General features: G+C 60.1%; 13 protein-coding genes. 1 reads left to right on the top strand and 12 read right to left on the bottom strand.

Annotated features, from left to right (window positions below; translation table 11 throughout):
* From L0H65_RS05950 to L0H65_RS05915, 8 genes are all read right to left on the bottom strand, one after another.
* On the bottom strand, positions 1–823 hold an 823-nt coding region (locus L0H65_RS05950), incomplete at its 3' end, for an ABC transporter permease (protein WP_301457921.1).
* The gene (locus tag L0H65_RS05945) at positions 816–1862 is read right to left on the bottom strand and encodes an ABC transporter permease (protein WP_301457920.1); all 1047 of its coding nucleotides are present in this window, start codon (positions 1860–1862) and stop codon (positions 816–818) included. The genes L0H65_RS05945 and L0H65_RS05950, both read right to left, overlap by 8 nt.
* Complete coding sequence (locus L0H65_RS05940; protein WP_301457919.1) at positions 1855–3393, bottom strand: ABC transporter ATP-binding protein; 1539 nt, start codon at positions 3391–3393, stop codon at positions 1855–1857. Before L0H65_RS05940 ends, L0H65_RS05945 begins: the two co-directional genes overlap by 8 nt.
* 29 nt (positions 3394–3422) lie before the next feature.
* Positions 3423–4448, bottom strand: coding sequence for a BMP family protein (locus tag L0H65_RS05935; RefSeq protein WP_301457918.1), 1026 nt, complete (start codon positions 4446–4448; stop codon positions 3423–3425).
* 48 nt (positions 4449–4496) lie between these two features.
* Positions 4497–5237, bottom strand: a complete 741-nt coding sequence (locus tag L0H65_RS05930; RefSeq protein ID WP_301457917.1) for a GntR family transcriptional regulator — start codon at positions 5235–5237, stop codon at positions 4497–4499.
* A gap of 116 nt (positions 5238–5353) precedes the next feature.
* Complete coding sequence (locus tag L0H65_RS05925; RefSeq protein WP_301457916.1) at positions 5354–6070, bottom strand: LrgB family protein; 717 nt, start codon at positions 6068–6070, stop codon at positions 5354–5356.
* Positions 6067–6417, bottom strand: a complete 351-nt coding sequence (locus L0H65_RS05920; protein WP_301457915.1) for a CidA/LrgA family protein — start codon at positions 6415–6417, stop codon at positions 6067–6069. Before L0H65_RS05920 ends, L0H65_RS05925 begins: the two co-directional genes overlap by 4 nt.
* Positions 6418–6453: 36 nt before the next feature.
* Positions 6454–7713 carry a urate hydroxylase PuuD gene (locus L0H65_RS05915; RefSeq protein ID WP_301457914.1) on the bottom strand — a complete coding sequence of 420 codons (1260 nt, stop codon included), beginning with the start codon at positions 7711–7713 and terminating at the stop codon, positions 6454–6456.
* A gap of 105 nt (positions 7714–7818) precedes the next feature.
* On the opposite strand from L0H65_RS05915, the gene L0H65_RS05910 reads away from it, so the two are divergent.
* Positions 7819–8745, top strand: coding sequence for a LysR family transcriptional regulator (locus L0H65_RS05910; RefSeq protein ID WP_301457913.1), 927 nt, complete (start codon positions 7819–7821; stop codon positions 8743–8745).
* On the opposite strand, the gene bhcD is transcribed toward L0H65_RS05910, so the two are convergent.
* The 4 genes from bhcD to L0H65_RS05890 form a co-directional block, all read right to left on the bottom strand.
* A complete protein-coding gene (gene bhcD, locus L0H65_RS05905) occupies positions 8746–9711 on the bottom strand; it encodes an iminosuccinate reductase BhcD (protein WP_301457912.1) in 966 nt (321 codons plus the stop codon). It abuts the gene before it with no gap.
* Positions 9712–9816: 105 nt separating this feature from the next.
* Positions 9817–10980 carry a 3-hydroxy-D-aspartate aldolase BhcC gene (gene bhcC / locus L0H65_RS05900; protein ID WP_301457911.1) on the bottom strand — a complete coding sequence of 388 codons (1164 nt, stop codon included), beginning with the start codon at positions 10978–10980 and terminating at the stop codon, positions 9817–9819.
* A 1-nt stretch (position 10981) separates the two neighbouring features.
* Entirely contained in the window at positions 10982–11947 is a 966-nt protein-coding gene (bhcB, locus tag L0H65_RS05895; RefSeq protein WP_301457910.1) for a beta-hydroxyaspartate dehydratase BhcB, read from the bottom strand.
* A 5-nt stretch (positions 11948–11952) separates the two neighbouring features.
* The coding region (locus L0H65_RS05890) for an aminotransferase class V-fold PLP-dependent enzyme (protein WP_301457909.1) at positions 11953–12834 on the bottom strand (882 nt) is incomplete at its 5' end.

Below are 12834 nucleotides of genomic sequence, written 5' to 3'. Positions count from 1 at the left end.
GGATCATTCCGATCAGTTTAGGTGGCAAGCCGTTGGTCTGAAGCCGGATTTGCGTGGCGTCGAGGAAACCGAACATCAGGCAAACCATCGCCGTCGGCCATGGCTTGTCACGGCCGAAATAAAACGCCGCCAGTGCGATGAAGCCACGCCCGCCCGAAAGCCCTTCGTTGAACAACCCGATGGAGGCAAGCGCCAGATGCGCCCCGGCCAATCCGGCAAAACCCCCGGCAATCGCGGTCGCAATCTCTTGGATCCGGGCACCGTTCAGCCCAAGCGCGCGCACCACCTGCGGCGCGTTACCGGTGGCGCGCAGCCGCAACCCGAACCGCGTCCCGGCCAGTAAGAACGGCAGCGCCGCGACCGAGGCCCAGGCGATCACCGTCACCGGGTCCAGTGCCGCCAAGGCGGACCCGATGACTGGAACGGATGAAAGCGCGGCAGGCAGCAGTTTCGGCAACAGCGCCACTTCGGGAAAGCGCAAGGTGCCGGAAATGCCGTAGTGCCAGCTTAGAATGAAGCCAATCGCCCCCGCCAGCAGCACGTTCAACCCAAGCCCCGCGACGATCATATTCGCGCCCGCGCGCGTGATGGCCAAGGCGAAAACCCAGCCGATTACCGCACTTGCCAGCACCGCTGCAAGGCAGGCCAGCAGCCAGCTTCCGGTTGCGGCCGACACCACCACGGCGACGAAAGCCCCGGCAAGCATCTTGCCCTCCAGCCCGATATTGACGATGCCGGATTGCCGGTTCACCAAGCCGCCCATGGCGGCAAGCAGGATTGGCGTCGTCAGGATTACAGTGGAGGCGAGGATTTGCTCAAACATGTGCGGCCCCCTTGCGCAGACGGGGCAGCGCGATTTGCATCACCGCAAAGATCATCACCAACCCCTGAATGATATCAACAAGGTCCAGCGGGATGTTGGAGAATAGCTGGATCGTCGTCCCGGCAGAGGCGAGCGCGCCAAAGAACACCGCACCAATCAGCATCCCCAGCGGATTGTTTCGGCCCAGCAGCGCGACCGCCATGCCGGTGAACCCGTAGCCGGGCGAAAAGCCGTCGGAAAAGCGGTAAAGCTGGCCCAACCCGTGCGACGCGCCGCCAAGCCCCGCGATAACGCCCGAAAGCACCATCACCGCAATCACCGTTCCGCCAACCGAAATGCCCATCGCCCGCGAAAAGCGGCGGTTGAGGCCAACCAGCGCCGCCTCAAACCCCGCAGGCGTATAGCGGCACCAAAGCCCGTAAAGCGTCAGCACCAGAAGCCCGATCAGAAACCCGGCATGTAGGGTTGAAGGCGGCATCAATCGCACCAGTTCCGCCGCGTCGTGGATCGGCGGGGTGACGTTGTTGCCCGACGCGGGTGACAGCATCGGCCCGTTGATCAGGTAACCGGTCAGCGCCGCCGCGATGAAATTCAACATCAGCGTAGAGACCACCTCATCCACCTGCCACCGCGCCAGTAACCAGCCGGGAAACCAAAGCCAGATCGCCCCGACAACCGCCCCCGCCAGCATCGCCAGCGGGATCAGTACTACACCAAGCGATGCGGGCGCGGCGTAGCCGACGAAAATCGCGGCTAGGCCACCAGTCAGGAACGCGCCTTCGACACCGACATTGAACACGCCGGAGCGGAAACAGATCGCCGTTGCAGTGGCGGTGAACAACAGCGGTGTCGCCGCTGACAGGGTGGAGGCGATACGGCGGGCGGAGCCAAAGGATTCCTCGGCCATAAGGCCAAAGATCGCCAAAGGGTTTTCGCCGATGGCCAGCAGCAAGACCCCGGCGACCAATGCAGCGACAACGAAGGGCAGCGCCAGCGACACCACACTTTCCGCCAGTTTTCCGAACCGCACGTCAGCCATGATGCCCCCCCATGATCATCATGCGGCCAATCTCTTGTGCGCTCGCTCCCTTTGGCACCTCACCGACAATGCGCCCTTCTGCCATCACCAAAATCCGGTCCGACAGTGCCATGATCTCATCCAGTTCCTCTGACACCAGCAGCGCCGCCCCGCCTTGATTGCGGAAATCGCGCAGCAGGCTGTGGATCGCTGCGATGCCGTTCAGATCAACACCGCGCGTAGGTTGAGATACGATCAGGAAATCGGGCTTGGGGGCTATTTCGCGGGCAAAGACCAGTTTTTGCTGGTTACCGCCGGACAGGCTGGACACCGGGTCACTCAGCCGGCCATAGCGTACCTGCAACGCCTGCAAACGCGCCTCCGCCGCTTTTGCCAAAGCGCGCGGGCGAAGGCGCCAACCGCTTGCAACGGGTGGCGCGCGATGGCTGCCGGTCATCGTATTGGTCGCGATTGTCGCGGGCAGGCAAAGCCCCTCATGCCGACGATCCGCGCTGATATAGCCGATCCCGGCACCGCGCCGCGTCGCGTTGTCCTGCGCGGTGATATCCTTGTCGTTCAGGGTGATCCGACCTGTGTTGACCCGGTGCAACCCGGCCAACACTTCGGCCAACTCCCCCTGTCCGTTGCCCGCAACCCCCGCAAGGCCGACAATCTCCCCCGCCGAGACATGCAAGCTCACGTCGCGCAAAGCACGGGTTGCGGCGCTGGTGCTGACCGCTTCCATCGCCAGAACGGTGTGCGGCGTGATGCTTCCGGGTGCCGGTTTCGGTGCGGCAACCGGGGCAGAATGGTCGCCGACGATATGCCCTGCAATTTCATCGCCGCTGGTGTCGGCCATCGCGGCCGAAAACACCACCTGCCCGCGCCGGATCACGCTGACCCGATCCGCCAAAGCGGTGACTTCGGGGATTTTGTGCGAGATGAACAGGATCGAGGCGCCTTCCGCCCGCAAACGGCGCAACAGGGTGAACAACTCCTCTACCTGTGGCGGCGCAAGAACGGCGGTTGGTTCATCAAGGATCAGAATTTTCGCACCGCGCCGCAGCAGGCGAATGATCTCGGTGAATTGCTGGATATGCACCGGGGCGGCGGCAGAAGGGCAGTCCCAATCCACCACCACGCCGATGCGGTCGGCCAACGCGACACCTTCGCGCCGGGCGGAAACCCAATCAACCCGGCGCAGGGGACCGGGCTTCAACGGCTCGGCCCCCAATACCAGATTTTGCAGAAGCGACAGATCGGGTGCAAGCATGAATTCCTGATGTACCATGCCGATGCCCCGCGCCATCGCCTCCGCCGGGCCGGAAAGGCGCACGGGCGCGCCGTCAAGGATCACCGAACCGCTATCAGGCTGCTCCATCCCTTGCAGCATCCGCATCAGGGTGGATTTTCCCGCGCCATTCTCGCCCACAACGGCGTGAATCTCTCCGCTGCCCAGAAGGAGGGAGATGTCGCGGTTGGCCTGAACCGGGCCATAAGCCTTGCTCAACCGATCCGCGCCCAACACCACGCCGGGAAATGCCTCTGCCATGCTTTGCCCCCCTCCCCTGCGCGCCGCCCTTACTTGAAGAAGTCAGGATAGCCTTGGGTGGACACGTCCCAGACCTTGATCTTGCCGTCGATGATATCGGCCTTCAGCGCCGCCACCTTTTCCAGATAAGCTGGCGGGATCAGGTCTTTGGTATAGGTCATCGGCGACAGGCCAACGCCGTCCTGCGCCAAACCAAATTGCATCACGGTGCCACCGGGGAACTTGTCGTCTTTGTAATCGGTCAGGATCTGTTCCACCGCCACATCGACCCGCTTGACCATCGAGGTCAGCACATGGCCGGGGGCCATCGCGTCTTGGTCGGTATCAACTCCGATGGCATAATGGCCGGAATCCTTGGCCGCCTTGATGATGCCGATGCCGGTGCCGCCCGCAACGTGATAGATGATATCCGCACCTTCATCGAACATGGATTTCGCCATCTGCTCCCCCTTGGCCGGGTCACCGAAACTTTCGGCATAGGCCACTTTCACCGTGATATCGGGGTTGATCGCCTTCGCGCCCTCGATATAACCCGCAATGAACTTGTCGATCCCCGGCGCTTTCACCGCGCCAATCACCCCAATCACCGGGTCGGCATTGATACCGGGGATGGAGGTGTCGGTCGTCACCTGTGCGGCCAACGCACCCGCCAGATAGCTGCCCTCATGTTCGCCAAACACCACCGAGGCGATGTTCGCGCCTTCGCGGGTCTGGTTCATGATGACCCAATCGGTATCGGGATAATCCGGTGCCAGTTTTTGCATCGCCTCGCCGTGGATCCATTCAAGAGAGATCACAAGCCCAAAGCCTGCGTCCGCCGCGCGGCGCATGATCTCCTCTCCCTGCGCGGTCACGTCGTTGGATTCGATGGCGCGGCCTTCCAAGCCGGTCTTTGCCAACCCGGCAGTAAAGCCTGCGTTGGCGGTGTCGTTCCATGACCCGTCGCCCAAGCCACCCTGCGCGATAATCAGCGCCACAGGCGCGTCATTAGCAAAGGCGGGCAGCGCCAGAACGGTCGCCAGCGCGGTTGCCGCCAGTTTTTTCGTGAATTGCATCTCAATCTCCTCCGATGGAACGGCACGCTCCCCGCGGCCGTGTTGGGTTCAGGTCGTCACAGCATCGCGGGAAAGGTCGATTTCCACCTGATAACTGTCAGAAAGGTAAATGGCCGTTGTCGCATCCAGCATGCGCCCGCCGCGATCAAAGCTGACGCGCTGCACGTCCATCAAAGCCAGTGGTAAATCCCGACCCAGAAGGGCGGCTTCCCTTGACTCTGCCAGTCGCGCCCTGTTCTTTTCCTGCGCCCGCCAAACCGGATGGCCGGACGCCTCCAGTGCGGCGTGAAGCGAAAACTCTGCCCGCGCGCCGAGGGCCAATGCCATTGGATGCGCCGCTTGCAGGGCTGTGAACAATGCGCTGGGGATTGCGGATTCATGCAAGGAAATTGGGGTGCCATCGACAAAACGCAGGCGGCGGAACAGGGTCAGCGGTTCCGCCGATCCCAGCGCGCGCGACCGCGCCTCTGGCAATTGATCAATCGACAGCACCTGATGCGAGGCAATATGACCCAAAGCCTGCATGGATTGGGTAAAGCTGACAAGCCCGCCCTGGCGCAAACGCAGCAGCGGTTCTGAAACAAATGTGCCTGCACCCTGTCGCCGCACGACAGCCTTGTCCGACACCAGCAGTTCAATCGCCTTCACCACAGTTCCGCGCGAGACACCGAAACGACGCGAGAAATCCGCCTCGGTCGGCAGCCGATCACCGGGCAGCGCAGTGCCGTCAACATATTCCCTGCGAATCTGGTCCGCGATGCTGCGATAACGGGGGGCATTGGTGCTCATGCCGGAAATTGTGACATACGACCAGTTGACTAGTCAAATTATTTCGAGCCTCAAAGCGATGTCAGAACGCCATGAAATGCACACGACTGGCCAAGCCCATGACGTTACGTCAAAAATTACAGAAACCATCGCACAAGGATCGGCGCAAGGATCGCCGTCAGGACCGCATTCATCCCCATGCCGATGCCGGCAAACGCCCCCGCAGTCTCATTCACCTGAAACGCGCGCGCGGTTCCGATACCGTGAGAGGCGACACCAACCGCGAATCCCCGCGCCCGCCAGTCGGTGATTCGCAGCAGGTTCAGCAACGGGGTTGCCATCACCGCCCCCATAATCCCGGTCAAGATCACCAGAACGGCAGTCAGTGTCATCGACCCGCCAATGGATTCGGAAATCCCCAAGGCCACCGGGGCTGTCACCGATTTCGGCACGATGGACAACAACACCTCGCCGCGAACCCCTAGCGCGTAGGCGATAGCGACCGCACTGACCATCGCAGTTATCGACCCTGCAACCAATGCCGCCAGCATCGGCAAGGCCGATTTCTTCACCTTGTCCAAGTTGCCGTAAAGCGGTGCGGCCAGTGCGACGGTGGCGGGACCAAGCATGAAATGCACAAACTTTGCTCCCTCAAAATAGGTTTCATAAGGCACCCGCGTTACCCAAAGCAGACCGGCGAGCAGCACCATCGCAATCAACACAGGGTTCACCCAAGGCCTGCGCCCCGCTGCGTTGAACAGGGCGTCGCCGATCGCATAGGCAAACAACGTCACCGTCAGCCATAACAGCGGCTCTTGCGCGAGATAGGTCCAGACCTGCGGCAACCTGTTCATTCGCGCGCCGCCATAACTCGGCTCAATCCGACAAAAACCAAGGCGCCGATGGCAATCGCCAAGGCTGTACTGACCGCCAAAGCCAGAAGGATCGGCAAGCCGTCCGCGCCGAGCCAGTTGAGATGGCCGACGATGCCGACGCCCGCAGGGACAAACAACAACGACAGATGTGACAGCAACCCCTGCGCCGTCGGTTGGATTGCCGCCGCGGCCTTCGGCACCGCCATGAAAAGCCCCAGCAACAGAACCATCCCGATCACCGGGCCGGGCAGTGACAACCCCAACCCACGCGAAATGGTTTCTCCGATCAGTTGAAACGCAAGCAGAACCGCCAGATGCAGGATCACGTCATCCCCCTTGCTGCAAAGCTTTCAAGGTCTCCTTCATTCCATCGCCAGCGAGAACGGCAAATCCTTGGCCGCCGCTTTGTACCACTTGCGGATTGCCTTGCGCTCTCCATCCTCCATGAAGGACACGTTGGCCGGTGGCATCGCATGGGTGACGCCCGCCTGAATGTAGATCAGCCGCGCATTCTTTGCGATATCCGAAGGGGTTTCCAGCAGGATATTCTTGGGCGCGCGGTGAATTCCGTCATACCCCGGTTCGCGCGCATGACACATCGCGCAGCGACCCGGAACAATGGATTGTACGTCGTCAAACCCCTCGGCACTGGCAAAGACCTGTTCCGTTGCGGTCAGCGGTCGCGCCTCTGCTTCATCATAGCTGTCCTGCATCAGGGGGGCAGTTGACAGCGCCATGACCAGGATGAACAGCACGACCGTCACCAACCAGGTCCAGTTCGGCCCCTTGCCCGTCGAATGCATCGTGTTGAAATAATGCCGGATCGTGACACCCATCAGGAACACAAGGGCCGCGATCAACCAGTTGTATTCGGTCGCAAAGGCCAGCGGGTAGTGATTGGCGAGCATCAGGAAGATGACCGGCAGCGTCAGATAGTTGTTATGGGTGGAGCGCAGCTTGGCGATCTTGCCATATTTCGGGTCCGGCGTGCGGCCTTCCTGCAAATCCTTTACCACGATGCGCTGGTTCGGCATGATGATGAAAAACACATTCGCCGTCATGATCGTCGCGGTAAACGCCCCCAGATGCAGCAGCGCAGCACGGCCAGTGAAAACCTGATTGTAACCCCAGGCCATCGCAACCAGCAGAACGAAAAGCAGCACCATCAGAAACGTCGGCTTTTCCCCCAGGCTCGACTTGCACAGAAAGTCATAGATGATCCAGCCGAGCGTCCGCGAGGCGGCCGAAATCACAATAGCCTGAAGCGGCGACAGCGCAGCCTTGGCGGCGTCGATCAGATAAAGCTCCGCCCCGCCCCAATAAACCATCATCAGCAAGGCGGCACCCGACAGCCATGTGGTGTAGCTTTGCCATTTGTGCCAGATCAGATGGTCAGGCATATGTGCCGGGGCCACCAGATATTTCTGGATGTGGTAGAAGCCGCCGCCGTGAACCTGCCATTCCTCACCACTGGCACCCACCGGCATATTCGCCACCTTGCGCAGGCCCAAATCCAGCGCGATGAAGTAAAAGGACGCCCCGATCCACGCCATTGCGGTGATGACATGCAGCCACCGCGTCGCGAAAGCCAGCCAATCCCAGATGATTGCCATCTCGTACATTTCGTCCTCCCTCTGATCCGTCTCGGCTGACCTTAAACGCCCACCTCATTTGATTGTATTGCAAAAAGGCTTCTAGCTGTTTCAAAATAGTACTAACAATGGATCATGGCTTATCTCGACAACATCCGCACCTTCATTCGCGTCTATGAATTGGGCAACATGTCCTCCGCCGCGCGCGACATGCGCATATCGGCGGCGGTCGCCTCTGCCCGCATTTCGCAACTGGAGGAACACTTGGGCGTGCGCCTGTTTCAACGCACGACCCGGATGCTGAACCCGACCGAGCAAGGCAATATCTTCTACCCCGGCGCGCGCAAAATCCTTGAAGCTGTCGATATCGCCGAAGCGGATGTGAATGAGGTGACGTTGGTGCCTCGCGGGATCCTGCATGTTTCGGCGCCCCTCGGCGTCGGTCGCAGGTTGATCGCGCCCGAGGCGGCCGCTTTTCATGCCGAATATCCCCTGATCAAGATCAGGCTGCGGCTGTCAGACCGCAAGATTGATCTCGCGATGGAAGGTCTTGATGTTGCCTTCTTTCTCGGCGTCCCGGAAGACAGCAGCCTGCGCATCCGCAAGATTGCGGATTGTCAAAGGCTGCTCTGCGCTGCGCCGAAATATCTGGCGCAACGCGGCGTGCCTGAAACCATTGAGGCGCTGCGGCAGGACCATGATTGCCTGAACCTGCGGTTCCCCGGCGCGCCGGAGTTTCAATGGCCGCTGCAAACCAGCGACGGCCCCAAACGGATTGAGATTTCGGGCCCGTTCGAATGTGACGATGGCGACATACTGACCGACTGGGCCCTGCAAGGTCTCGGCATCATCATGAAGCCGCTGTTCGAGGTCGCCGAATACATCGCGGACGGGCGATTGGTGCCGGTGTTGCCGAACCACCCCCCGGTGCCGATCCAGATGGCCTGCCTCTATTCGCATCGCCGCAAACAAGACCCGAAGGCACGCCTTTTCATCGAATTCATGGTCATTCGGATGGCACAGAAAATCAGCAAGATGCGCCTTTCCGCGCCAAGCGTCTGATCAGAATGCAACCTCGGTCGCAACACCTTTCTGCACCGCAAGGTCCAGCACCGCTGCCGCAACCGCAAGGTCCTGCAAGCCAACCCCGGTGCCGTCGAACAACGTGATTTCGCTGGCAGTGCTGCGCCCCGGATGCGTGCCATTGATCACCGCGCCCAGCTCTCCAATCTCATCCTCACGGATCAGCCCCTCTGCAATCGCGTGCTGACATTCGCCGATGCTGATCGCCTGCGCGACCTCATCGGTAAACACGGTCGCTCGCGCGACAAGTGCTGCTTCAACCTCCTGCTTGCCTTTGGTATCGGTGCCCATGCAGGCGATATGGGTGCCGGGCCGCACCTGCGCGTCCAACAGGATCGGCGCAAAGCTGGAGGTGATGGAGATGATCACGTCCGACTGTGCGCCCAACTCATCAAGGCTGACAGCTTCAAACGGCAGCCCCAGCTCATCTGCGGTTTTCGCCAGACGGTCCAGCATTTCGGGATGGAAATTCCAGCCAACCACTTTCTCGAACTGCCGCTGCTCCACCGCCGCGCGCATCTGGAAAGCCGATTGATGCCCGGCTCCGATCATCCCCAGCACCTTCGCATCCGGGCGCGCCAGATGCTTGATCGACACCGCCGATGCAGCCGCTGTGCGCAGCGCGGTCAACAGATTGCCACCCACCAAAGCCTTGACCTTACCGGTATCGGCATCAAACAGGATCACCGTCGACTGGTGATTGGTCAAACCCTTGGCCTCGTTCCCCGGCCAATAGCCCCCCGATTTCAACCCGAGCGCCAACCCGGCCCGGTCAAACCCTGATTTGAAACCATAGAGCGCATCCGCATGTCCAATCGCTTCCCGGATTACCGGAAAGTTATAGGCATCCCCGCGTGACATCGCAGCGAACACCCCTTCAATCGCATTGAAACACGTTGCCCGGTCCATCAGATCGGCAATCTTCGCCTCTGGCACAATCCACATAGCAGCCCTTCCAAAAAGGCAGTCGCCCGCCCTATCATCTGTTTGAAAATATCCTCGGGGGGGTCCGGGGGGCCGCCAGCCCCCCGGCGTTGATCACATGATTGCTCAATATGCTTTGCCGCGCGCCGAAACCGGCCAGACCACTTCGACCTTGCCCCCGCGCACGCCAACATACCAATCATGTACGTTGCAGGTCGGGTCGCAATGCCCCGGCACCAGCCGCAACTTGTCATTAACCTTCAGCGCCCCATTCGGGTCCGCGACAACACCATGCTCATCCGAGCATTTCAGATATTTCACATCGTCACGGCCAAACACCGTCGGTAAGCCGCTGTCCACCGATTGCGCCTTGAGACCGGCATCAACAATCGCCTTGTCGGCTTTGGAGTGGCTCATCACGCTCGTCAAAATAAACAGCGCATTTTCCCATTCACCCTGGTCGATCCGCTTGCCATCCTTGTCCAGAATCCGACCATAATCGGCATCCATGAACGCATAAGACCCGCACTGAAGCTCATTATAAACTTTTGACGCGCTCTCAAAGTAGTAGGAACCGGTGCCGCCACCGCCAACGATATCGCACTCCAGCCCGTTGCTTTTCAAACCTTGAACCGCATCGGCAACCTGCGCAATCGCGGCATCCAGCTTTTCCTTGCGGTCCGCATACAGGTCCATGTGCTGCATCGCGCCCTGATAGGCTTGGATACCGGCAAATTTCAAACCGGGGGCGGCATCAATCAGCTTGGCGATATGCACAACGTCTTGCGTGGTGTTCACACCGCAACGCCCCGCCCCGCAGTCAATCTCGACCAAAGCCTCGATCTGGGTGCCATGTTTCACAGCGGCAGCGGAAAGTGTCTTGACGTTTTCCGGGTCATCGACACAGACCAGAACCCGGCAACCGAGTTTCGGCATTTGCGCCAGCCGGTCGATCTTGGCCGGATCCGTCACTTGGTTGGACACCATAACGTCCTTGATCCCGCCGCGCGCAAAGACTTCTGCCTCAGAGACTTTCTGGCAGCACACACCAATCGCGGCCCCCATATCCTGCTGCAATTTCAACACATCAACCGATTTGTGCATCTTGCCATGGGCGCGGTGCCGCATCCCGTGCGCCTTCGCATAATCGCCCATCTTCTTGACGTTGCGCTCCAGCGCGTCCAGATCGAGGATCAGGCAAGGTGTCTGGATATCCTTCTCATCCATCCCCGGCTTGGCGGGAATATCAAAGCCGACTTCATATTTGTCAAAATTCACGCTTACGTTCATTTTAGCCTCCAAACTCAGGGCGCTGCCATGGCAGCAGATCAAGATCGACGTTGCCGCCGGTAATTACCACGCCGACGCGCTTGCCGGCAAAGATCTCTTTATTCTTCAGGATGGTCGCCAATGGAACGGCGCTTGATGGCTCCATCACGATTTTCATGCGCTTCCAGATGACCTTCATCGCATCGACGATTTCTGCCTCCGAAGCGGTCAGAATGTCGGTCACGTGGTTTGACACGAAATGCCATGTCAGGTCTTTCAATGGCACTTTCAACCCATCCGCAATCGTTTCCGGCGCGTCGTCGGCGATGATCTTGCCAGCCTTGAAACTGCGATAGGCGTCATCGGCTTGTTCCGGCTCCGCCGCGTAGATTTTCACATTCGGCGCGAGGTTGGAAAGCGTCAGACAGGTGCCCGAAATCATACCGCCACCACCAATAGGCGCGATCACGGCATCAAGCCCCGCAACCTGTTCCAACATTTCACGCGAACAGGTCCCCTGCCCCGCAATCACCCGCGGGTCATTATAGGGATGCACAAATTCCGCGCCAGACTTCGCCACAACTTCCGCAAACACCGCCTCCCTGCTTGTCGTCGAAGGCTCACATTCCACCACCACACCACCATAACCACGAACCGCATCCTTTTTCGCTTGTGGCGCGGTGTGCGGCATCACCACCGTGCAAGGGATGCCACGCCGTCCGGCAGCATAGGACAGGCATGTCCCATGATTGCCGCTGGAATGCGTGGCAACCCCGCGGGCGGCCTGTTCCTCGGTCAGGCCAAACACGGCATTCGACGCCCCCCGCGCCTTGAACGCCCCTGCTTTTTGCAAGTTCTCACATTTGAAAAACAGGTCCGCCCCGGCCAGTTTGTTGATGAATTCTGAAGTCAGAACCGGGGTACGGTGGATATAGGGTTTGATCCGCTCATGCGCGACCAGCATATCGGCGAGGGTGGGGATATACATGGCCCTCACTCCGCCGCGATGCGAGAGGATTTGCCGGAGCCGATGCGGTAGAATTCCTGCGCAGCAGCCACGCCGGACCCGAGCTTGATATCAAGGCCCAAATCCACCATGACCATTTCAGCGGTCGCCAGACCGGACAGCATCATCGCATCCGTCAGACTGCCCAAGTGACCGATGCGGAAAACCTTGCCCGCAACCTCGCCCAGACCGACACCGAAGGCCATGTCATAGTCGCGCGCGGCGGTGGTCACGATATCCGTTGCGTTGAAACCTTCCGGCGTCCGGATTGCCGAAACCGTATCCGAATACACTTCCGGCGAAGCCGCGCAGAGTTTCAAACCCCAAGCGTCAACTGCGCGGCGCACACCGGTCGCGATACGGGTATGTCGTGCGAACACGTTTTCCAGCCCTTCCGCTTCGATCATCGCGAGCGAGGCCTTCAACCCGTTCATCAAACCGACCGGCGGCGTATAGGGGAAAGCGTTGTTGGCGTAGCCCTTGGCCATATCGCGCACATCAAAGAAGGTGCGCGGCAGGGTCGCGGTGTCAACCGCTTTCATCGCCTTTCCGGAAAAGCCGACGATGGCCAGACCGGCGGGCAGCATGAAGCCCTTCTGGCTGCCGGTCACGGCAACATCAACGCCCCATTCGTCCATCCGGAAATCCATCGACCCGATGGAGGATACGCCATCGACGAACAACATCGCCGGGTGGTTTGCAGCGTCCAGCGCACGACGCACAGCGGCGATATCAGACTTCACACCGGTCGCAGTTTCGTTATGCGTCGCCAGAACCACCTTGATGCTGTGGGATTTGTCGGCGCGCAAAATCTCTTCGTACTTGTCGGCGGGCAAGCCCTGCCCCCAAGGGGTCTCAACAATCTGAAC

Origin of the sequence: Pseudorhodobacter sp. (assembly GCF_030452865.1) — a bacterium.
Classification (GTDB): domain Bacteria; phylum Pseudomonadota; class Alphaproteobacteria; order Rhodobacterales; family Rhodobacteraceae; genus Pseudorhodobacter.
The sequence above is the reverse complement of the archived record's forward strand: the minus strand, read 5'-3'. Positions and strand labels throughout refer to the sequence as shown.

Coding starts and splice junctions, on each gene's coding strand:
- L0H65_RS05915 (WP_301457914.1), bottom strand. CDS start 7,713: ATGTACGAGATGGCAATCATCTGGGATTGGCTGGCTTTCGCGACGCGG.
- L0H65_RS05930 (WP_301457917.1), bottom strand. CDS start 5,237: ATGAGCACCAATGCCCCCCGTTATCGCAGCATCGCGGACCAGATTCGC.
- L0H65_RS05925 (WP_301457916.1), bottom strand. CDS start 6,070: ATGAACAGGTTGCCGCAGGTCTGGACCTATCTCGCGCAAGAGCCGCTG.
- L0H65_RS05940 (WP_301457919.1), bottom strand. CDS start 3,393: ATGGCAGAGGCATTTCCCGGCGTGGTGTTGGGCGCGGATCGGTTGAGC.
- bhcB (WP_301457910.1), bottom strand. CDS start 11,947: ATGTATATCCCCACCCTCGCCGATATGCTGGTCGCGCATGAGCGGATC.
- bhcC (WP_301457911.1), bottom strand. CDS start 10,980: ATGAACGTAAGCGTGAATTTTGACAAATATGAAGTCGGCTTTGATATT.
- L0H65_RS05910 (WP_301457913.1), top strand. CDS start 7,819: ATGGCTTATCTCGACAACATCCGCACCTTCATTCGCGTCTATGAATTG.
- bhcD (WP_301457912.1), bottom strand. CDS start 9,711: ATGTGGATTGTGCCAGAGGCGAAGATTGCCGATCTGATGGACCGGGCA.
- L0H65_RS05935 (WP_301457918.1), bottom strand. CDS start 4,448: ATGCAATTCACGAAAAAACTGGCGGCAACCGCGCTGGCGACCGTTCTG.
- L0H65_RS05945 (WP_301457920.1), bottom strand. CDS start 1,862: ATGGCTGACGTGCGGTTCGGAAAACTGGCGGAAAGTGTGGTGTCGCTG.